This is a genomic window from Parendozoicomonas sp. 209JJ7-1, assembly GCF_058147085.1.
The window spans coordinates 228550-250176 of record NZ_JBYVJU010000003.1; the positions used below are offsets into that span (position 1 = coordinate 228550).

The 21627-nt window shown below is 53.3% G+C and carries 17 protein-coding genes and 1 riboswitch; of the genes, 8 read left to right on the forward strand and 9 right to left on the reverse strand.

Annotated elements, in window-relative coordinates:
- Window positions 1-115 precede the first annotated feature (115 nt).
- The 3 genes from ACY2RQ_RS04490 to ACY2RQ_RS04500 are packed head-to-tail and all read left to right on the forward strand — an operon-like array spanning window position 116 to window position 3133.
- Window positions 116-1768 (forward strand): NAD+ synthase, encoded by a 1653-nt coding sequence (locus tag ACY2RQ_RS04490; protein WP_490111758.1) that lies wholly within the window; start codon window positions 116-118, stop codon window positions 1766-1768.
- 38 nt (window positions 1769-1806) lie between these two features.
- Window positions 1807-2457: an MBL fold metallo-hydrolase gene (locus ACY2RQ_RS04495; RefSeq protein ID WP_490111759.1), complete on the forward strand. Its 651-nt coding sequence runs from the start codon at window positions 1807-1809 to the stop codon at window positions 2455-2457.
- Between the two features lie 25 nt (window positions 2458-2482).
- Window positions 2483-3133 (forward strand): YiaD family glycine zipper/OmpA-like lipoprotein, encoded by a 651-nt coding sequence (locus ACY2RQ_RS04500; RefSeq protein ID WP_490111760.1) that lies wholly within the window; start codon window positions 2483-2485, stop codon window positions 3131-3133.
- An 84-nt stretch (window positions 3134-3217) separates the two neighbouring features.
- On the opposite strand, the gene yihG is transcribed toward ACY2RQ_RS04500, so the two are convergent.
- From yihG to ACY2RQ_RS04515, 3 genes are all read right to left on the reverse strand, one after another.
- Window positions 3218-4153: a 1-acylglycerol-3-phosphate O-acyltransferase, YihG family gene (yihG, locus tag ACY2RQ_RS04505; protein ID WP_490111761.1), complete on the reverse strand. Its 936-nt coding sequence runs from the start codon at window positions 4151-4153 to the stop codon at window positions 3218-3220.
- A 103-nt stretch (window positions 4154-4256) separates the two neighbouring features.
- Window positions 4257-6359: a phosphate acetyltransferase gene (pta, locus tag ACY2RQ_RS04510; RefSeq protein ID WP_490111762.1), complete on the reverse strand. Its 2103-nt coding sequence runs from the start codon at window positions 6357-6359 to the stop codon at window positions 4257-4259.
- A 38-nt stretch (window positions 6360-6397) separates the two neighbouring features.
- Complete coding sequence (locus ACY2RQ_RS04515; RefSeq protein ID WP_490111763.1) at window positions 6398-7465, reverse strand: ion channel; 1068 nt, start codon at window positions 7463-7465, stop codon at window positions 6398-6400.
- 283 nt (window positions 7466-7748) lie between these two features.
- On the opposite strand from ACY2RQ_RS04515, the gene ACY2RQ_RS04520 reads away from it, so the two are divergent.
- Window positions 7749-8717 (forward strand): hypothetical protein, encoded by a 969-nt coding sequence (locus tag ACY2RQ_RS04520; RefSeq protein ID WP_490111764.1) that lies wholly within the window; start codon window positions 7749-7751, stop codon window positions 8715-8717.
- Between the two features lie 128 nt (window positions 8718-8845).
- The gene (gene trhO / locus ACY2RQ_RS04525; RefSeq protein ID WP_490111765.1) at window positions 8846-9862 is read left to right on the forward strand and encodes an oxygen-dependent tRNA uridine(34) hydroxylase TrhO; all 1017 of its coding nucleotides are present in this window, start codon (window positions 8846-8848) and stop codon (window positions 9860-9862) included.
- Window positions 9863-9975: 113 nt separating this feature from the next.
- On the opposite strand, the gene ACY2RQ_RS04530 is transcribed toward trhO, so the two are convergent.
- Window positions 9976-10527, reverse strand: a complete 552-nt coding sequence (locus tag ACY2RQ_RS04530; protein ID WP_490111766.1) for a cysteine dioxygenase family protein — start codon at window positions 10525-10527, stop codon at window positions 9976-9978.
- Window positions 10528-10731: 204 nt separating this feature from the next.
- Between ACY2RQ_RS04530 and ACY2RQ_RS04535 the strand changes: the two genes are divergently transcribed.
- The 3 genes from ACY2RQ_RS04535 (at window position 10732) to thiC (ending at window position 14498) form a co-directional block, all read left to right on the forward strand.
- The gene (locus tag ACY2RQ_RS04535; protein WP_490111767.1) at window positions 10732-11634 is read left to right on the forward strand and encodes a hypothetical protein; all 903 of its coding nucleotides are present in this window, start codon (window positions 10732-10734) and stop codon (window positions 11632-11634) included.
- Between the two features lie 124 nt (window positions 11635-11758).
- Window positions 11759-12484 carry a class II aldolase/adducin family protein gene (locus ACY2RQ_RS04540; RefSeq protein ID WP_490111768.1) on the forward strand — a complete coding sequence of 242 codons (726 nt, stop codon included), beginning with the start codon at window positions 11759-11761 and terminating at the stop codon, window positions 12482-12484.
- A 107-nt stretch (window positions 12485-12591) separates the two neighbouring features.
- Window positions 12592-12709, forward strand: a riboswitch (TPP riboswitch).
- A 73-nt stretch (window positions 12710-12782) separates the two neighbouring features.
- Window positions 12783-14498: a phosphomethylpyrimidine synthase ThiC gene (gene thiC, locus ACY2RQ_RS04545; RefSeq protein WP_490111769.1), complete on the forward strand. Its 1716-nt coding sequence runs from the start codon at window positions 12783-12785 to the stop codon at window positions 14496-14498.
- A gap of 139 nt (window positions 14499-14637) precedes the next feature.
- Here the strand turns inward: thiC and fdhD are convergent, their stop codons facing one another.
- The 5 genes from fdhD to ACY2RQ_RS04570 all read right to left on the reverse strand — a co-directional run bounded on the left by fdhD (window position 14638) and on the right by ACY2RQ_RS04570 (window position 21589).
- Complete coding sequence (gene fdhD, locus ACY2RQ_RS04550) at window positions 14638-15477, reverse strand: formate dehydrogenase accessory sulfurtransferase FdhD (protein WP_490111770.1); 840 nt, start codon at window positions 15475-15477, stop codon at window positions 14638-14640.
- A gap of 240 nt (window positions 15478-15717) precedes the next feature.
- A complete protein-coding gene (locus tag ACY2RQ_RS04555; protein WP_490111771.1) occupies window positions 15718-18567 on the reverse strand; it encodes an FAD-binding and (Fe-S)-binding domain-containing protein in 2850 nt (949 codons plus the stop codon).
- Window positions 18568-18583: 16 nt separating this feature from the next.
- On the reverse strand, window positions 18584-19264 hold the full coding sequence (locus ACY2RQ_RS04560; protein ID WP_490111772.1) for a LutC/YkgG family protein: 681 nt from the start codon (window positions 19262-19264) through the stop codon (window positions 18584-18586).
- Window positions 19264-20736 carry a LutB/LldF family L-lactate oxidation iron-sulfur protein gene (locus ACY2RQ_RS04565; RefSeq protein ID WP_490111773.1) on the reverse strand — a complete coding sequence of 491 codons (1473 nt, stop codon included), beginning with the start codon at window positions 20734-20736 and terminating at the stop codon, window positions 19264-19266. The genes ACY2RQ_RS04560 and ACY2RQ_RS04565 overlap by 1 nt, the downstream gene beginning before the upstream one ends.
- Window positions 20729-21589 carry a (Fe-S)-binding protein gene (locus ACY2RQ_RS04570; protein WP_490111774.1) on the reverse strand — a complete coding sequence of 287 codons (861 nt, stop codon included), beginning with the start codon at window positions 21587-21589 and terminating at the stop codon, window positions 20729-20731. Before ACY2RQ_RS04570 ends, ACY2RQ_RS04565 begins: the two co-directional genes overlap by 8 nt.
- Between the last annotated feature and the right edge of the window lie 38 nt (window positions 21590-21627).

Here is a 21627-nt window from a genome sequence, read left to right on the forward strand (position 1 = left end):
TATGAGAAATGGTTCAATAATGACAATCCAGTATTGGGAGTGGCTCCGAGCTGTAATACGGGACAATACCTTATAGAATACCCGGCAATTGCACTTTATCTGTTTCGAGGTGTTCATGGCCGCAACATACCAGGCCACTCATGCAAAGGGCGCAAGCGTGAAGGTTGCCCTTGCCCAGCTGAATCTGCTGGTGGGGGATATTGAGGGAAATGCCCGTAAAATCGCCGATACCGCCCGGGAGGCCCGCGTCCAGCATGGTGCGGATGTGGTTGTCTTCCCGGAACTGACCCTGTGTGGTTATCCGCCGGAAGACCTGCTGCTGCGTCCGAGCCTGGATATCCGTATGGAAAAGGCCATGGAACAGCTGTTTGCTGTTGAGGATATTGACCTTGTTGTGGGTTTGCCGGCCAGGGTAAATGGCCAGCTGGAAAACCAGGCGGTGGTGATTCGTGATGGCAAAATCATTGCCAGCCATGCTAAGTGGCATCTGCCCAACTATCGGGTGTTCGACGAGAAGCGTTATTTCCACCCAGGCACCGAGGCTGTGACCTTTAGCTGCAAGGGCATCACCGTTGGTCTGACAGTTTGTGAAGATATCTGGTTTGCTGACCCCGCCGCTGTCCTGAAAAAGCAGGGAGCTCAGATTATTTTTAATCTGAATGCTTCCCCCTTCCATATGGATAAGCTGGACGAACGTTACAAGGTGGTGGGTGAACGCTGCAGGGAAACTGGTGTGCCTGTCGTTTATGTTAACCAGGTGGGTGGTCAGGATGAGCTGGTGTTTGATGGCGGCTCTTTCGTGATGAATGGTAATGGTGAAGTGGCTGTTTCCGCTTTTACCCATGAAGAAACTCTGTTAATGGCGGAGTTTGATCCTGTTTCCGGTCAGTTTCTTTCCGACCAGAAAGCGTCTTTAAAGAGTCTTGAAGCCAGGGTTTATGCCAGCCTGGTGCTGGGTGTGCGGGACTATGTTAATAAAAATGGTTTTAAAGGCGTTGTTCTAGGTTTGTCCGGCGGTATTGATTCTGCCCTGACCCTGGCCGTGGCCGTTGATGCCCTCGGATCTGATCGGGTAGAAGCGGTTATGATGCCGTTCCAGTACACGGCAGAAATCAGTAAGGAAGATGCGGAAGCCGAGGCCTGTGCCCTGGGTGTGACTTACAAAGAGTTGCCCATTAAAGGAATGTACGACGCCTTTATGGAAACCCTGTCCGATGAATTTGCCGGCACTTCCCGGGATACTACGGAAGAGAACCTGCAGTCCCGTTGCCGGGGCGTAATGCTGATGGCTATCTCCAATAAAAAAGGCTATCTGGTTCTGACCACTGGTAACAAGAGTGAAATGGCCGTAGGTTATGCGACATTATACGGAGATATGGCCGGCGGCTTTGATGTTCTGAAAGACGTGCCCAAGACACTGGTCTTCCGTCTCTCTGAATATCGCAATACCCTTTCTCCGGTGATTCCCCAGCGGGTGATTGACCGTCCGCCCTCCGCAGAGCTGGCACCAGACCAGGTGGATGAAGACAGCCTGCCTCCCTACGATATTCTCGACACCATTCTTGAACTCTATATCGAGCAGGACAAGAGCGCAGAAGATATTATCGCCCAGGGTTTTGAGCGGGATACGGTATACCGCATCCTGCGGCTGGTGGATATTAATGAATACAAACGCAGACAGGCACCGGTAGGCGTTCGCATTACCTCACGGGGCTTCGGCAAAGACCGCCGCTATCCGATTACCAATGGCTGGAGACCAGGGGTGTAAAAGCCTGGTTATGAATATCAGGGAGTAAAAGACAAAGTATGAGTGAACAGCAGACGACACTGGAGCCTATCCGCGAGACTTTCCCCGTCGGCCCTCTCGGGTGTAATTGTACGATTATGGGCGACCCGGTGACCAGACGGGGCATTATCGTGGACCCGGGTGGTGACGCGGACAAAATCCTGGCCCGGGTTCAGGAGCTGGGACTGACCATTGTGGCCCTGATCCATACCCATGCCCATCTGGATCATTTCCTGGCCAGTGGCGAGATTAAGGAAAAGACCGGCGCGCCTATCCATCTTCATAAAGAAGACAAGTTCCTGTGGGATACCCTGGAAAGCCAGTGCGCTATGTTTGGCGTGCCTTACAATCCTATCCCTGATCCTGATTTCTGGCTGAAAGACGATGAAGCCCTGCCTTGCTGTAACGGTGTGGCTATGCATACGCCGGGCCATACGCCGGGCTCCATGAGTTTCTGGTTTGAAGACCTGAAACTGCTGCTGGCGGGGGATACCCTGTTCCGTGGTTCCATTGGGCGTACGGATTTTCTCGGTGGTGATTTCAAGGCTATTGAAAAGTCTATTCGCACCCGTCTCTACACTCTGGACGAAGAGACACAGGTGGTGACTGGTCATGGGCCGGATACAAGTATTGGCGCGGAAATCCGCGGGAATATGGTCATCAGGGGCTGATATTTTTCAGCTGGAGTTGTGTTGAATGTTAAAGAAACTGATTGCAATTGGTTTATCGGGGGTTGTGCTGGCGGGATGTCAGACAACTAACCCTTATACCGGTGAGCAGGAAACTGTTAAATCTGCTAAATACGGTGGTATTGGCGCTCTGGCAGGGGCGCTGGTGGGAGCGGCGGCCAATGGTAAAGAGGGTGCTTTGGCCGGTGCTGCTATTGGTGGCCTGGCGGGAGTCGGTTATGGTGCTTACACCGACAGGCAGGAAGCTGCGCTGCGGGCCAATCTGCAGGGGACTGGTGTACAGATTCAGCGCATCGGGAATGACCTGAAACTGATTATGCCGGGCAATATCACCTTCGCTTCCAATGACGCAAGTATCCGCTCTGGTTTTTATCGGGTACTTGGCTCTGTGGCTGCTGTACTCAAAGAGTATGATCGCAACCCGGTGGTTGTGGTTGGATACACGGACTCTACCGGGAATGAGCGGAAAACCAATCTGCCCCTGTCCAAAGCCCGGGCAGAGAGCGTAGCCAGTTATCTGGTAGGCCAGGGTATTCCCCGCAGCCGAATTACCGCTTATGGCGTAGGTTCAAGTGATCCGATTGCCAGTAATAAAACGCCGGAAGGGCGGGCGCAGAACCGCCGGGTGGAGATAGAGCTGAAACCACCCGCTGGTTAAAAACTTACTTCTGCGTTGCAGCTTCAGTTACGTAGCTAAACTAAGGCTACGCAACTGAAGTTGCGCCTTGAAGGATGAAAAAATTCACTCGTTAGAACATTGCGAAAGCGACTGACCAGGTACTTGTTTCTGTTCATGCAGGTTTTCGAGGAGAGTGTCTTTTTCCTGCCACAGAGTATTTACCCAGTTCTGCAGTTCTCCCCGAAATACGTCATCAGACATGTAATTTCGGTCAAGGAAGTGTTCGGGAATAGTCAACTGCTCAAGCTGAACGTCAGCTGCCGGGCAGCGTCCGCAGAGGAATTCCCAGAAGTCAGGTGCCTTGCCCTGATAGCTGATGGTGATATTCAGCAGTGTGTCCATTTGGCTGCCCATTGATCCCAGTACAAAGCCTGTACCGCCGGCCCTTGGTTTCAGCAAATGTTTGAAGGGTGACTTCTGATGGGCATGCTTCTTTTTAGTAAAGCGGGTACCTTCCATAAAATTATAGATGGATACGGGGGTTTCCTGGAACTTCTCGCAGGCTTTACGGGTGGTTCTCAGGTCTTCCCCTTTTTTCTCAGGGTACTTTTCCAGAAACTGGCGGCTGTAGCGTTTCATAAACGGAAAATCCAGGGCCCACCAGCATAATCCCAAAACCGGCACCCAGATCAGCTGTTGTTTCAGGAAAAACTTCAGTTGAGGCACCTTGCCGTTCAGCAGCACCTGAACCAGGACAATATCGGCCCAGGTCTGGTGGTTGCTGGTGACCAGATAGGAATTATCAAGGCTCAGGTTTTCAAAGCCCGAGTGCTTCAGTGTCATCGGGCTGCACAGGGCCATAATCCCGGCATTCACACAAATCCAGAAAGAGACAATGCCATTCAGAACCTTTCCGCAGAACAGGCGTAAGGCTTTGACAGGTGCAAGGACTTTTATCAGGGCGAAAAGAAACAGAAATACAGCGTGGAAGAGAGTATTAAGAATCAGTAAAAGGCTGGCCAGTATTCCCCGTAGAACAGGTGGCAGAAAACTTAGCATATATTCCCCCGTAAGGATGACTCAGGCTCCGCCATAATTGTCCGGTTGCCATATATGATCTTCTTGTTGCGGAAAATCCTTAATATGGCAACCGGTATTGTTTTTACTGGGTCGCCTGGATTCCCGTTAAAGCGATGGTATACACGATATCGTCAACCAATGCACCCCGGGACAGGTCATTGACCGGTTTATTCAGGCCCTGGAGCATCGGGCCAACACTCACCACATTGGCGCTACGCTGTACCGCCTTGTAGGTGGTGTTACCTGTGTTGAGGTCCGGGAACACGAAAACTGTGGCCTGACCGGCAACAGGGCTGTCCGGTGCCTTGCTGGCAGCTACGGAAGCTATAGCGGCGGCATCGTACTGCAGAGGGCCGTCTATCAGGATGTCCGGTACCAGCTCCTTGGCGATACGGGTCGCTTCCCGAACCTTCTCCACATCGGTGCCTTGGCCGGACTGACCGGTACTGTAGCTGATCATGGCGACACGGGGCTCAATACCGAAAGCCTGGGCAGAACGGGCGCTCTGTACGGCGATACCGGCCAGTTCTTCTGCTGTGGGGTCGGGGTTAACGGCACAGTCACCGTATACCACAACCTGGTCAGGCAGCAGCATAAAGAATACGGACGACACAAGTCCACCGGCGGCGGGGTTGGTTTTCACCAGCTGGAAAGCGGGGCGAATAGTATTAGCTGTCGTGTGTACGGCACCGGAAACCAGACCGTCCACATCACCTTCTGCCAGCATCATGGTGCCAAGTACAACTGAGTCTTCCAGTTGGGCTTCCGCCATGGGAATGTTCAGGCCCTTGTGCTGGCGCAGTTCTACCATGGGAGCCACATATTTATCACGGATGGTGTCCGGATCAATAATGCTCAGCCCTTCCGGCAGTTCCAGGTCCAGACCCTGGGCAATCTCCTGTACACGTTCGGGCTTGGCCAGCAGTACGCAGTTGGCGATGCCCTTGTTCTGGCAGATGATGGCGGCTTGTACGGTACGGGGTTCATTACCTTCCGGCAGAACAATGCGTTTGGCCGCAGCCTGGGCACGGCGCATCAGGTTGTGGCGGAAGGCCGGAGGCGTCAGAAACTGCTTATGGGTGGTGCCGCAGAGCTGTTGCAGGGTGTCACTGTCGATATGTTCAGCAACGGTATCCATAACCTTCTGCATACGTTCAACGTCGTCTGGAGGCACTTCCGGATTCATACGATCCAGACGGGTAGCCGTTTCATAGGAGTTGGTATTGACCAGCATCACCGGCAGCTCAGAGGCTGTGATAGCAGGCTGGCACAGTCGCATAATGCCTTCGGGGGGCTCTTCACCGCTGGTCAGCAGCAGGCCCGCCAGGGGAACACCGTTGCTGGCGGCCATACAGGCGGCCATAACAATATCGTCCCGGTCACCGGGGGCAATCACCAGAGTACCGGCCACCAGCTGCTGGGTGATATGGGATGAAGAACGGGCACAGAGGGTGCGCTTGATCACACGACGGTTGTTGATCATGCCTTTATTCAGGATGCGGGCATCAAGGAAGTCGCAGACATCACGGGTTCTGGGGGCGGCAAGCTCCTGGTTCCAGGGAATATGGCCGATAGGCTGGAAGCTCTTGGCCGGCATACGGGGCAGGGCATTGAAAGTTGCAGGTTCTTCACCAAAACGCTCGGTCATTTTTTCCGGCATCTTGTTAAGAATATAACCCAGTACATTGGGGTTTCTTACGCCGCCATGGTTGTCGGCGCTGATACGCAGCTGGTCGGACAGTTCCCGGGGAGTGCCTTCATCGGCACGGGCCACGATAATCACTTTGGCGCTCAGGGTTCTGGCTACATCACCATTAAAATGGGTGGCCCAGGGGGTGTTGCGGGTGGGGGTCAGGCCCTCAACAACCATGACATCGGTGTCGTCTCCGGCGGCTTCATTGAGCAGGCCAATAATTTCTTCCAGCAGATCATTCCGACGGTTCTGGCCCAGCATATCTTCCACATGCTCAAAGCTCAGGGGCTTGGGAGGATTCTGGTGCAGGGTCTGGCGGGCGAACAGGGTGGAAGTGGACTGCACCTGTCCGGAGGCGTTGACTTTCTGCTGGCTGACTGGCTTACAGAAGCGGACATTCAGCCCGACTTTTTCCAGGGCGCGAACCAGACCCAGGGCGACAGATGTCAGACCTGCGCCATAGCTGGTGGGAGTGATATAAAAAACGTGCATGACCCCGATACCCCGTGGTTACTGATATAAGCTGATTTCTAAATGCCACTATTTTGCAACGAATGCCAGTTGATTTCGTCAGCCAGCAGGCGGTGTTGGGACATAAAATAGACAAGTTGTCCTGCTCGAACATGAAGATGTCCCGGTGGGTTCAGGGTCAGGTCATTGCCATGAATGCTGTCTGCGAGGCCCAACACAAGAGCATCGTGATTCTTCTTCATATAGGTAATCAGGGCGCTGAATTCACAGCCGGTAAAGCTGTCGGGAACCTGCAGGCTGAACTGGGTGGGGCCGGCCAGGGTATCCAGCAACTGGTTCTGTACCCGGGAGGAACCCGGGTCCTGGGCTGAGCGCACCAACATTTCTGTGGTGTTGCTGACATGACACTCCACCTGAGGGGCATGGGCCCGCAGCAGCTTCGCCATGTCCTGATCTTCAAAATGGCAGACTACATGGGCATTGGTGCCGCAGACGATCAGGCTCAGGGCGGTAGTCAGGGTATTGTCGTCGCTGTGACCGGAAATAATAATACGATCGGCGTGAGCTATGCCTGCTCTGTGCCAGGCATCTTCAGAAGCAAGAACATCGGTCTGGACGAAATGAATCCGTTTCGGGTCCGGGTTCTCCATCTCTTTAGTGGAGACAAGAACAACGTCCCGTTTCTGCCGTTTCAGATCCCCGAAGATCAGGTCAATCATGCGGCTGGTGCTGTCTCCATGCCAGCCCATAATCACCAGATGATTGTGTAACTGGCCACTGAAGTCCAGCTGTCCTTTCATGTTTTGCCTCCAGGCATTAAGCAGAACTGTGGTTATTTTACCGATCACTGCCGCAAACAGGATGATACCGCCGGGAATCACAAACAGGCTGACAATCATCTGCCCGGGCAGGTCTACCGGAGATAAATCCCCGTAGCCGACGGTGGACGCAGTGACGATATAGAAATAATAAAAGACATCCGGTGCTGTGAGGGCTGTTTCACCAAACAGGTACAGCAGTGTCCAGGATGCAAGAAAGTGCAGGAACAACATTAAAGCCAGCAGAGCCCAGCTCAGGCGCAGCATCTGCAGGTTTATCTTGAGGATCATCCTGACGACAGGATTCATATATTGGCCTCCCGCCATATGTTGCTGTATCTGGCACGGTAACAGCCGTTATTTATGATGGTCAACTGATAGAGGGCAACAGTTCAAGCCCTGGTTTATCCGCCCCGGGTAAGGTTGTTGAAGGTTATATCCGGCGATCAGGGCCTGTATCTCTTCTGAACCGGGTGAGGAATACATTGTGATTCTGCGGGGTGTCGGCCCAGGGGGCCTGAGCAGGGAACTTTTCCGGCAATCTGCGGACTAATAGAGAAGTTCTTCGCAGATTACAGGGAAGTCCTCCGTTATGGCCGCACCATTATCATCAGCCACCCATTCCCCCACTTCTCCGCCGGGTTCCGGTTATCATTCTGACTCCGCGGCTGGGGAAGTTTTTCGGCGTACTGTATCAAAGAGGGGGGATCAGAAAAGGATGCCTGCTTCCGCTGTTGACCCTGGTCGGCCCACCCCCGGAAACACTCAACCCGGTCATGTGAAATCCCTTGAAGACCAGCTTGAGAAGGTAGTGAACGAGCGCTGGGCCAGTGATCTGGCGGATATGGCTCTGGAGGCTCTAAAGAATCCGTCGGTAGCGACCAGGTACAGTTTCCGTATCGTCGTTTGTGAAGAGGGGAGTGATAAGGAAATCTCTATTGCGCCTCCTGAAGCAGGGCTGGGTGTTGAGCGTTTAAAGAAATACCAGGCTATAGCTGCCCAGGCTATTGGGGAAATGAAAAAGGAAGTGCAGGGTACGGGCAGGAATTACCAGCAGGAGATCGTGAATCTTCTAAATGTGATAGCCGATAAGCGTGGCGCTGCAGACCAGGCTGCCGGGGATGCGCTGTACAAAAAAGTTATGAGTAAGCCCCGCCTGTTCAACTGGGCTGGTAATGCTATAGAGGTTCGTATGGTCGGGGTGGACAGACAGGCAGCTCAGAATCTGGCACCCTCTCTCTCAGAAGATAGCCATACGCCAGTGCCTCCAACTCGCAGACCCCTGTTTTCTACGCCTCCTTCAAAGGCTCCTGAAAGAAAGGTTCCTGAAAGAAAAACCTTTGAAAGAAAAGCTCTTGAAGAAAGTGACAAAGAGCTTTCTGACAAAGAGGAGAGTGAAGATGAGAATGAAGAAGCCCCCAGGGCGTCTGTGCACACCTCTCCACCAATGCCTCCTGCTCCAGAGGCACCTGCACCTGTGACTCCCCCTCAACCCCATGGAGAGAAACAAGCAGAGAAAGAAGAAAGCGATGATGATACGGGCTTTGGTCTGTTCGACTGACGGCGGTTTTTTCCCCACTCTTTTTCAGAAGCCCCCTCGGAACCGGGGGCCATTATCTGCTAAAATCCCCGCGTATTATAAAACCCGCGCCGGATTTACGTTCCGGTCAGCCGCTAAGGATAATAACAGTGTTATCTGCAAAACAGCCTTTTTCTCCCCAGGCGGATGTAGTTGTCTGCGCTCTCTATAAATTTGTTTCCCTTGAAAATTACCAGGATATCCAGGCTCCGCTGCTGAACGTTATGGCGGACAATCATGTGCGTGGAACTCTGCTACTGGCCAGTGAAGGCATAAACGGAACTGTCGCAGGTTCCCGCAAAAGTATTGATGCCCTGCTAGCCTGGCTGGAACAGGATAAAAGGCTTGCGCCCCTGGAAACCAAAGAATCTTACGTCAATAGTCTTCCTTTTAAACGCACCCGGGTAAAGCTGAAGAAGGAGATTGTCACCATGGGGGTTGAAGGTATAGACCCGAGAAAGACCGTTGGCACCTATATCGCCCCCCAGGAGTGGAACGAGCTGATCAGTGATCCGGATGTGCTGCTTGTAGATACCCGTAATAACTATGAAATACAGGTAGGCACTTTTAAAGGTGCGGAAAACCCGGAAACAGAAACGTTCCGCGAATTTCCCGCCTATGTAAAAGAAAATCTTGATAATAAAACCCATAAAAAAGTCGCCATGTTCTGCACTGGGGGAATTCGTTGCGAGAAATCTACCGCTTATATGAAGGAACAGGGTTTTGAGGAGGTCTACCATCTGAAGGGTGGTATCCTGAAATATCTTGAAGAAGTGCCGGAAGAAGACTCCCTGTGGCAGGGGGAGTGCTTTGTCTTTGATGATAGGGTAACTGTGAACCACCAGTTACAAAAAGGCAGCTACGACCAGTGCAACGCCTGTCGTCTGCCTGTTACGGAAGAAGACAAGGTCAGCGAGAAATATCAGCAGGGTGTCAGCTGCCCCCAATGCTATGGCCGGTTAACCGACAAACAGAGATATCGCTTCTCTGAACGGGAGCGGCAAATGCAGCTGGCTCGTTCCCGTGGTGAACATCATCTGGGTGGTGATGTGGCTCAAACCATTGAAAAAAGGCGGGAACTGAAAACTGAACGGCGGAAACAGCAACAAAACAAAAACAATTCATAAGATAACAGGACAGCCTCATCCAGAGAGCTGTCCCATCTTCCCTTCTCAATATGAATATATTGATAAATCCCCGGCTTTTGTTTCTGTAAAAATTTTAGCGCCCTTCATTGGATTCAATAATAAGGCTGCGCCCAACCCTTCTCGACTAGAAATCGGGAACGGTTGGTATGTAGAAGGTTCATCCCATATACATGAAATGACAGTGTAGTGCGGTCTGTATGGTTGACGACTGAGTGAATGCCTTCGGAAGGAATTGCCAGAACATCTCCCGGACCAAGGGTGATAACGCGGTCTTTTTCCAGTTTCACCGGACCTTCAGTAACCAGTTCACCCAAAGGCTTCCATAAGGTATTGGTTTCATTGCCATCCACACCAACCATAATCGCCCAGGTGTTGTGGTTATGGACAGGAGAGGCATAACCAGGCAGCCAGGCAACTGCGGCTACATAAAGAGTGTTGTCCTCTTCCATGTGGAGAGTATTAGGGGCAAATCCGTCTTCAGGAGAGGTGCTGTAAAACTCGTTGGTCAGCCAGTCACGGTTCATAGCGACTTTTCTGGCCAGTGGTGAGAGCTGGGCCAGCAAGGTGCCTTCATCGGAAATTTCACGGGTCAGTCGGCGCAGGTCGTCGATAAAGGCTGGCAGATTGTACTCGCTCTCACTCATGGGGCTTGCTCCTGGGATTTGGATTTAGATTAGCCGGTTTACTCCATCTGTCAGCTCAGCTTCGGATGCCCTGTCTTCAGGGCTTAACCCCGTGTACAGCAACCTTAACAAAATAAAGAAAGCCGGAAACAGAGGGGGCTAATCGCTGTCTTAGGGGCTGTTGAGGTTTCATGTCCAGCGGTAATGGCTGGGAGGATAGTTATTATGTTGCCAGCGAACTGCCAGCCTTTCACACCACCGGTGTTACGTCGGAGTGGGCTACGCCGCGAGCGGCGCAGCTCTCTGTCTTCTGTTCCCGCACTGGATGGGAGAACCGTAAGCCCCGGACAGCTCCATGGTGGCGATGTCCTCTTTCGGCACAGCAGCCCTGATCCCATCAGCAAAGCTATCAAGTGGGGGCAGCTGCTTCACTTACGCAGTGTTGAAGTGGCTGAAACCGTCAGTCAGGCCCATGATATCAGCCATGCGGCTCTGGCCCTGGGAACCGATGATGTGATGGAGTTCGATGAAGGGGGAGCAAAGAAAAAACATCTTCTGTTTGGAAAAGGCTACGGCTGTGTACGTGGTCCTATGTCCCTGCCTAGCCGTAAAGCTGGCCAGTATGAGGTGTATGAGTGTATCTACCCCGAACTGCGCAGCGTTATGGTGGAGAAAGCGTCGGAGATATGGTCCATCGTCCATTGCTGTAGACACCTTGTCGCAAGTTATGGTGTTGAAAAGGTGATCCGCTCGGGCATCTTGCTCGAACGCGGGGAGAAGATGCTGGCGCTGGAAGATTTTGAAAAAACCATCAGTGGTCGTCTGCAAAAGGCGGCGAACAGGGCAACTGGAGACAATACGGATAATGTCAGTGGGGCGAGGGGGAGCACGCCGCTGGAAATTAAGTTTTTCTGTTCCGAGTTTGTGACCTTTGTGATCCTGTGGTCAACCCTGACCATTGGCGATGATAAGGCCCGTGAATTCGTTCGCCGCCATCAGGAGGATACTGATTCGATCACCCTTGGCACTGACCATGCGCAAATCTCACCGGCCGAACTGTTTGTAAGGATACAGACAGTTGGTAAACCCTTCTTTCGTTACAAGGGGCGTCTGGTGACCTCCTCCTGATATCCGTATAAGTGTCTGCCTGATGTCGGATAATCCAGGGACTTCTGCAACTGCCTGAAGGCAGTTTTCTTCTAAACTCTACTGCGTAATCTCTACTGCATAATAGAGTACAGAGGTACGCATCATGACAGAACAGCAAATGCGAACAGAGCTGGCCGCCTGTTACCGGCTTGTAGCTTATTATGGCTGGGATGATCTTATTTATACCCATATTTCTGCACGTATTCCGGGAACCGATGACCAGTTTCTGATCAACCCCTACGGCATGATGTTTGATGAAGTGACGGCATCAAGTCTGGTACGTATAGACATCACCGGAAAAAAAATGGACGACAATCATCACCTCGTAAACCCTGCCGGGTTTACCATTCACAGTGCGGTTCATGAGATTCGTAAAGACAGCCATTGTATAATGCACCTGCATACCAATGCCGGGGTGGCCATATCGGCCCAGAAAGAAGGGCTGCTACCCATTTCCCAGCAGTCAGCCTTTGTTATCAATTCACTCAGTTACCATGATTACGAAGGGGTTGCCCTGAATCCAGATGAAAAAAAACGGTTACAGAGTGACCTCGGGAATAACAACTGCATGATTCTTCGCAATCATGGCCTGCTGGTATGTGGAGAGACAGTGGGTGAAGCCTTCCAGCGTATGTACCTTCTGCAGCGTTCCTGTGAGATTCAGCTTATGGCTCAGACAGGAGGAGGCCCGGTTATTACAATAGCGGATAAGATTCTGGATGCTATTAACGGGCAGTCCAAGTCTTTGGCCGGTGGTCTTGGCAAGGAGTTTGGCTGGCCAGCGCTGTTGCGTCTGGTAGAGAAAATAGCGCCTGACTATAAAAATTAGGCAGCGTTGACAATTCAGCATGCAACCTGAGATGCCCGCTGCAGTACATTTCTGGGTATTGATGTTGAGTGCCTTGCTGAAAGGGAGGGCGGGTCATTATACTTGCCCTTTACTTGTCGGAGTGCTGTGAACACAGGTGTGTTCCGGCTGAGATTCCATGGTTATGGAAAATCCGTTGAACCTGTTCGGGCTAATACCTGCGAAGGGAACAAGGATAGGCCCGGGGCTATGTTGCCCCCTGCCTCTCAAATGATCTTCGGCAAGCCAGACTAAATAACCGATAAACAGGACCTGTTCCGTGGCTTGCGATTCCAAACACCTTATTAAGGATGCCTGTCGTCCGTTTCCATCCTCCGAGAAAATTTACGTGAGTGGCAGCCGGTCGGATATCCGTGTAGGCATGCGGGAAATCTCCCTGACTCACAGCCATGAACGCTTCGGGGGCCAGCCCAATGAGCCAGTGAGGGTTTACGATACTTCCGGCCTCTACACCCAGCCCGGTTACAGCCATGATCTGAAAGTGGGCCTTGCTCCCCTGCGAAAAGCCTGGATTGAAGAACGGGAAGATACCGGGCTGCTGGAAGGCCGTTCCTCTGGTTTTGCCCGTTCCCGGGAGAGTGATCTGCGCCTGGAAGGGATTCGTTTTGATAACCTGAAGACACCCCGGAGGGCGCTGGAAGGGAAGAATGTGTCCCAGCTTCACTACGCCCGCAAAGGCATTGTGACCCCGGAGATGGAATATATCGCCATCCGGGAGAGCATGGGCCGTAAAGACCATGGACTGAGTGCCATTACCCCGGAATTTGTACGCAAAGAAGTGGCGGAAGGCCGGGCGATTATTCCCGCCAATATTAACCACCCTGAATCGGAACCGATGATTATCGGTCGCAACTTTCTGGTAAAGATCAACGCCAATATCGGTAACTCGCCGGTGACGTCTTCTATTGAAGAAGAGGTGGAAAAGCTGCTGTGGTCCACCCGCTGGGGTGGGGATACGGTTATGGATTTGTCCACCGGCAAGAATATCCACGAAACCCGGGAGTGGATTATCCGCAATTCTCCCGTACCTATCGGTACCGTGCCTATGTATCAGGCCTTGGAGAAGGTAAAAGGCAAGGTGAAAGAACTGAGCTGGGATGTGGTGCGGGATACCCTGATTGAACAGGCGGAGCAGGGCGTGGATTATTTCACCATCCATGCCGGAACCCTCCGTGCCCACGCGGCCAAAACTGCCAATCGGGTAACAGGCATTGTGTCCCGTGGTGGCGGTATTATGGCCCAGTGGTGTGAGCTCCATAATGCCGAGAATTTCCTCTATACCCATTTCCGGGAAATCTGTGAACTGTGTCAGGCTTACGACGTGAGTCTTTCACTGGGTGATGGTCTGCGCCCCGGCTCTATTGCCGATGCCAATGATGAAGCCCAGTTCGGCGAGTTGGAGACTTTGGGGGAACTGACCAAAATCGCCTGGGAATACGATGTTCAGGTGATGATTGAAGGCCCCGGCCATATTCCCATGCACCTTATTAAAGAAAATATGGATAAGCAGCTGGAGCACTGCCATGAAGCGCCGTTTTATACCCTTGGGCCTTTAACGACAGATGTCGCCCCTGGTTATGACCATATCACTTCCGGTATCGGCGCGGCGATGATCGGCTGGTATGGCTGCGCCATGCTCTGCTATGTGACTCCGAAAGAACATCTGGGCCTGCCTAACCGTGATGATGTGAAAGAAGGACTGATTACCTACAAAATTGCTGCCCATGCAGCGGATGTGGCCAAAGGGCATCCTGGCGCGACTATCCGTGATAATGCCCTTTCCAAAGCCCGTTATGAGTTCCGCTGGAAAGACCAGTTTAATCTGGCCCTGGATCCGGAAACCGCCAAAGCCTACCACGATGAAACCCTGCCCCAGGACGGTGCCAAGGAAGCGGAGTTCTGTTCCATGTGCGGCCCTGACTTCTGCCCTATGCGTATGACCCGTGAAGTACGGGAACTGGAATCCGGTGAATAAAATCTGGAGTTAAGTTTTCCAGTCTGTTTATTCCTGTTTTGGCAGAACAAGGAACAGGTATCCAGTTACCTGGTTACCTGGACTTGGCTCTGTTCTTTGGGGAGCAGGAATAAACGTCTCGGCTGCAGAATATGCCGGACTATTTTGTTGAATCCGGCAGAAACCGTTGTTCCCCAGTATACACTGTCGCCCGGCCCGAACGGCAGAATCCGGCCAGTGAAAGGTTATACTGTTTCGCCAGATCAACGGCCATTGTGGTTGCCGCAGAAACCGCCATCAGAATCTCGATGCCCACAGTCGCGGCTTTCTGCACCATTTCAAAACTGGCCCTGCTGGTGACCATAGCCGCGCCATCCGTCCATTTGTTGCGGCTGCGCAGGCCAATCAGTTTATCCAGGGCCACATGGCGGCCAACATCTTCCCGAATCCCCAGAATATTGCCTTTTGAATCCAGCCAGAGGGCCGCATGGGTGGCACCGGTCAGCGTGCCCATATTCTGGTTCTGGCGCAGCAGCCCGTTAAGGACCGGATCCAGGGCCGGGAGGGGAAACCGTTGCTCCTGGATAAGGGGCTTAACCGGCCTGACCACCTGATCCAGCTGCTCAGTGCCACAGATACCGCAGCCTGTGCGCCCGGCCAGAGTGCGCCGATGCTGCTGGAGTTCGCTGGCTCTGCGGCTGCTCAGTTCCATCTGGATTTCCAGGCCATTGCCGGCGTCAACGATATCCATGCCGTAGAGTTCATCCGATGACTGAATAATCCCTTCCGCCAGGGAGAAGCCGGTGGCGAAATCTTCCAGATCCTGCGGGCTGCACATCATAACAGTGTGAGATATACCGTTGTATACCAGGGCCACGGGCACTTCCCTGGCAAGGACATCTTCCGACCACTGCCGGGGTGAATCTGAACGGACTTTCCAGACGGCCCTGGTCTGGGTTGCGGAATGTGTATCCGTATAGGAACTGGTGTCGGAGTCCATACGACAGAGGCAGCCTTTCTCGGTGATTGGGAGGCACAGGGTTCAGTCTATTGCACTGTTTGGCTATTGTACTGTTTGGCGGCAGGTTCCTGAACAGTGGGGAAATGGTTATTTTCATTAACTGGATGCCGACCGGGTAGTCAGTGGAGGGGAATGTCCTCTTCCCGCTTCCGGTCAAATCCGGAAATCCCCTAAAATTGTCCGTCTAACAAGGGAAAGTGTCGCAACCCCCGACTAATATTAATCGCCAGGCTCCTGGTTAGTGCATCGATCCAGCAGATAGGCGACTGAGTGGTAGGCAACACCGCTATGGTGGCTGAGTCCGATTTCGCAGGTTCTGTTGCTTGAAACCCCTTCCCTGCAGTTATCTGGAATCTGTTTCTTCAGCGGTGACAGGGCGCTGGCGTTGAGTTCCGGAACATTGAAGCCTTTGTCTCCGGCAAAGCCACAGCAGGTGATGTCCTCAGGAATGACCATCTCCCTGGTACAGCGACTGACAATGGTTTTCAATTGCTCACTGCTACCCAGTTTCTGCAGGCTGCAGGGAATATGTACCATCACTGGCTCTTCCTGGGGAGTAATGGTCAGCTGATCCAGCAGGTAGTCATGAATAAACTCCACCAGGTCAAATACCATCGGGCTGTCCTGGTCGTCTTCCCGTTGCTGCCAGCTACAGCTGCTGGTGTCAGAGATGATCGGCCATCGGCCCTGTTCACTGGTTTCCCAGAGCTGGTCGCGTAACTGATCGGCTTTCTGTTCGGCTGTCTGCGGTATGCCTTTTGACTTAAAAGGCTGGCCACAGCAGAGTGCGGAAAGGTTCTTGGGCAGGATAACCCGGTAACCGGCCTTGGCCAGTAGTCGCATCACCACATCGAACAAGGGTTCCTGCTCAAAATCCAGACGGGCGGGAGCCATATTACGGCTGGTACAACTGGGAAAATAGACCACCGCCTGATCACCATCAACTTCTGGAAGAGGGGGGCTTTTCAGGGCGAACTGGCCAGCGGCTTTGGGCATGCCGGAATTCCATAGGGGAATCCGGTTTCCAGAAAGTTTTCTTACGCTATTTGTGACTGCGGCCATGGCATCTGTACCCAGCAGGGCGTGAGCGGTATCAGCGACCTTCAGTGAGCTTCTGAGAGCTATGGCAGTACCAGCGAAATGTCTGCCAATAAATGCCGCCTGTGGCTGATGGCTCCTGTTGTTTTGTGCCCGCAGCTTTAAAGTCAGGTTGCCGGTGTTAATACCGACAGGGCAGTGCAGGGAACAGAGTCCGCAGGCTGCACAGGTATCTATACCCTGCCAGGTGTAGGCGCTTTCCAGCTCTTCCAGCCTCTGTTTCTGTTCAGGGCTGGCAGCTTCTCTTCGTAACCGGCTGATCTCCCGCCAGAGCACAATGCGCTTGCGTGGTGTAAGGGTCAGCTCTCGAGAGGGGCAGGCCGGTTCGCAGAAACCACACTCAATGCATTTGTCTACCAGTTCATCGGCGGCGGGCATGGGTTTGAGATTCTTGATATGAGCCTGTTGGTCGTTGTTAAGAATCACCCCGGGATTAAGGATACATGCCGGGTCCAGCAGAGTTTTGATGCACTTCATCAGCCGGTAGGCGTCTTTTCCCCACTCCAACTCAACATAGGGGGCCATATTGCGGCCGGTTCCATGCTCGGCTTTGAGGGAACCTTGATACTCTACGGCTACCAAATGGGAAACATCGTCCATAAAACCCTGGTAGCGCTCTACTTCCTCAGGGCTTTCAAACCCTTGTGTAAAGACAAAGTGCAGATTGCCTTCCAGGGCGTGGCCAAAAATAATGGCTTCGCTGTATTCGTACTTATCAAACAGCTGCTGGAGTTTTTCCACTCCCTCTGCCAGCTGTTCGATGGGAAAGGCCACATCTTCAATAATCACTGTGGTGCCAGTCTGGCGAACTGCTCCCACGGCTGGGAACAGGCCTTTGCGAATCGCCCACAGGGCAGCGTATTCCGATTCGACTTTAGTAAACGGCACCTGTTCAAGAACAGGGAATCCGGCCAAGGGATTGCTGATGTCGTTTATCTTCTGTTCCAGCGCAGCATGGTCTTCCGCCCGGGTTTCAATCAGCAGGGCACAGGCTGTCTGGCTCAGGTTACTGTTAATAAAGGCCGGCAGGCCGGGCTGACCCTCAACGGAAGCCAAAGCCCTGCGATCCATCAGCTCAACCGCAGCAACTGGACAGGATTTGAGGGCGGTGGTTGCCCGGCAACAGCTGTCGATATCTGGAAATACCACCAGGGCCGAAGCCTTGTGAGCATGGTCCGGTACCGTGTTATAGGTAACCGAGGAGATAAAGCCCAGAGTGCCTTCTGAGCCGACCAACAGGTGAGCCAGAATATCAATCGGGTCGGTAAAATCCACCAGGGCATTAATGCTCAGGCCGGTGGTGTTCTTGAGTCGGTATTTGTGGCGAATCTTGTCGTGCAGCTCGGGGTTGTCCTTAACCTCACAGGCCAAAGTCTCCAGCTCGGCCAGTAATGACCTGTGGGACTGCCGAAAGCTGGCAACACTGTCCGGGTCACCGGTATCCAGCAATGTGCCATCGGCAAGTATCAGGCGAATGCTGGCCAGGGTGTGATAGCTGTTCTGGGATACACCGCAACACATGCCGCTGGCATTGTTGGCGGCAATGCCACCAATCCGACAGGTGTTAATAGATGCCGGATCGGGGCCAATCCTGCGGCCATAGGGCTTCAGAAAATTATTAGCCTGTGCGCCGATCACTCCGGGCTGCAGGGTGATCTTATGGCCATTCTCGTGAATTGTATGTTCACCCCAGCCGCTGGCGGCAATCACCAGCACGGAGTCGGTAACAGCCTGACCTGAGAGGCTGGTGCCTGCGGCGCGAAAGGTCAGAGGTATCTGTCGCTGGTCTGCCAGTTGAATAATCTGTTGAACTTCCGCTTCCGCTTCAGCCAAGACAACCAGTTGTGGTATCAGCCGGTAAAAGGAGGCATCGGTACCAAATGCCAGCAGGCGGGCAGGATCGGTCAGCAGACGCTGCTTTGGCAGTATCTGCGTCAGGGTGTCATAGAGAGCGAATACATCTTTATTCATGGCAGCAATTTAATTGTTATTCGGTATCATTGACCAGCAGAACGATCAGTTCCCTTGGGCCGTGGGCCCCGTAAGCAAGAATACGGGCAATATCGGCGGTTTTTGAGGGGCCGGAAATCAACAGCGCATTGGTTGGCATGCCGTTGGCCCAGCCTTCGGTCTCCAGTACTTCTGCCAGAGTGTTATGAATCTGGCTGGTTCTCAGCAGGACGAAGTGCACTGGTGGAACCAGGGACATAGCTCTGGGTTCCTTAGGGTTGGGCCAGAGCACCAGGCTGCCGGTCTCGGCGATGGCACCACGGCAACCGGTGAAAGCGGCAGGAACATCAAACAGCCAGTCGCTGTCGTTTTTATCTGCAGCGTTCTGGACGTCTGGAACAGTCACCAGATCCAGCTGACCTGGATTGTTTTGCAGGGTCTGTCCAGCTTCAGTTTCTGCCGGAATCAGCAGGCGTTCAATACCTTTCTCCTGAAGTATCTGGTTCAGGACGACAGGCCATTGTTGCCCAGTGGTTTTGTGAATCTCGGTCTTTACTGCGGACATGGCTGCGATAAAGTGCTCGATACGCTGTTCCGGCGGCAGCGAGAAGGGCGGTATCTGGCCGGTATCCTCTTCCCTGGTCAGGGGCTGGGTCTGGGTCTGGCCAAGGCCAGTCCGCAGGCGATCCAGAATATTGTTACGGCTGTTTGGGTTCATTACTTGTCCCCCGTCTGTTTCTGTTGCTCACGGCGATGGGAGGCGATCATGCTGCGCAGGCTTTTTGAGGCCGGCTTGGGTGTGGTGCGGTAGTCGGTCCAGCCTTTCATTTTCGATGGTGTCAGCCCGCGCATCAGGGTGGCGGACAGGGCAAAGGTCCGGTACAGGGATGGTGACTTGTACAGCTGGCTCCAGCCCAGCCAGGCGGTTTTCTCTTTCAGGGTGAACTTGCTGCCGTGGCCCTTGATAACCGCTTTTTCGCCTTTCTTAAGCTTACGGACCCCTTCATAGCGCAAACGACGCAGAATATCCGGTATGGGAATACGCACCGGGCAGACGTCGCCACAGGCGCCACACAGGGTGGAGGCACTGGGCAGGTCTTTGGTGGTTTCCATTCCCAAAAGGTGTGGAGAAAGAATAGCGCCAATGGGGCCTGGGTAGGTGGTGCCGTAAGCATGACCCCCCAGTCGTGTATACACCGGGCAGTGGTTCATGCAGGCAGCACAGCGGATACACTGAAGGGTCTGGCGCAGCTCTTCATCGGCAAAAGGAATGGTACGACCGTTATCCAGCAGAACCAGATGCACCTCTTCCGGACCATCTTCTCCATCCTTGCGGGGGGAAGAGATCATATTCACATAGGTGGTGATCGGCTGACCGGTGGCAGAGTTGGTTAGCAGCTGTAGCAGGGCGGGCAGGTCATTGAGGTTCTCAATCACTTTCTCAATGCCTGTGACCGCAATATGGACTTTTGGCACTGTGGTAGCCATACGACCATTGCCTTCGTTTTCCACCAGCACCAGAGTACCGGTCTCGGCCACCATAAAGTTCACGCCGGTCAGACCAATATCGGCATTGCGGAACTGTTTGCGCAGATCTTTTCGGGCTGCCTGAATCAGGGCATCGACATCTTCAGTGTATTCACAGTTTTTCAGAGAGTTGGCAAACAGTTCAGCAATCTCTTCCCTGGACTTGTGAATGGCCGGCATAACGATATGGGAAGGTTTATCGCCCGCCAGCTGCAGAATGAATTCACCCATATCGGATTCGACTGCGGAGATGCCTTCCTGCTCAAGAAAGTGGTTGAGCTCGGTCTCTTCGCTGACCATGGACTTGCCCTTGATCATTGTGCGGGCATTGTGGCTCTGGGCAATCTCAAGAACAGTCTGGTTGGCCTGTTCCGGGGTCTCTGCCCAGTGCACATGAATACCGTTTTGCTGGAGTCTGGCTTCCAGCTGTTCCAGCAGGTCGGGCAATTTACTAAGTGCTCGACGACGAATACTGGCACCCTTGTCCCGCAGCAACTGGAGCTGGTCATCATTGGTGAAGCGGCTGCTGCGCTTGTCCATCAGGAAGTTCATGGCTTCCCGGAAATTACTGCGCAGCTGGGGATTGTTCAGGTCCCGATGGACCCGCTGATCAAAATTGAGATTATCAGACGGGTGTTGATGCAGGGGAATACGATCAGACATGACTGTCCTCCGTACTGGCAGGGGTGGTGCGCTCCCAGAGGTAACTGGCCAGGTGAGTGCCTCGCAGTGGTTGTTTCTGGTATTCAAGGGCTCCGTTGATATTCATCAGGCAGCCAAAGTCGGCGCTGATCAGACGGGTACTGTTGGTGGCAGTGATATTGGCGACCTTGTCGTTCACCATGGCACCGGAGATTTCTGGATAGCGCACGCAGAAGGAGCCACCAAAGCCGCAGCACTCGGCTTCATGGTCATGGACCACCCGGGTGACATGCTGAAGGCCGTCGACCAGCACCCAGCCGGTTTTATGGGTGCCCATTTCACGGCGGGCAGTGCAGGAGGTGTGAACCGTGACAGTCTCTGGCTCGCCAAGGTCTTCTGGATGATAGTTAAGGATGTGAACCAGAAATTCGGTGAATTCAAACACCCTTTCAGCAAACTGTTGTGCCTGTTGTTCTTCCGGCTGGCCCGCAAACAGTTTGGGGTAATGGTGGTGCATCATGCCGCCGCAGGAGCCGGACAGAATCACAATGGGCCAGTCTTCGGGCATGGCCTGCATCTGCAGTCTGGCAACATTGCGGGCTTCATCATCGTAGCCTGAGGTGTAGGCGGGCTGGCCGCAGCAGGTCTGCTGTTCGGCAAACTCGACCTGAATGCCTTCGCGTTCCAGCAGTTTCAGGGCATCCAGTCCGGCCTGGGGCTGTAACAGATCAAGAAGGCAGGTGCCGTACAGATAAACCCGTTCGGGTTTGGCAGGGTAGGGTCTGTTATTGCGGTCACCGACGGAGCTGCGATGAGTGGGGCTTTGCTCTTGTGGGGTGCCACCCATGGCATCGTAAAAAAGTTCATCAGACATAGGCTCTTACCTTGCCACACCGGGCTGCAAAGACAGCC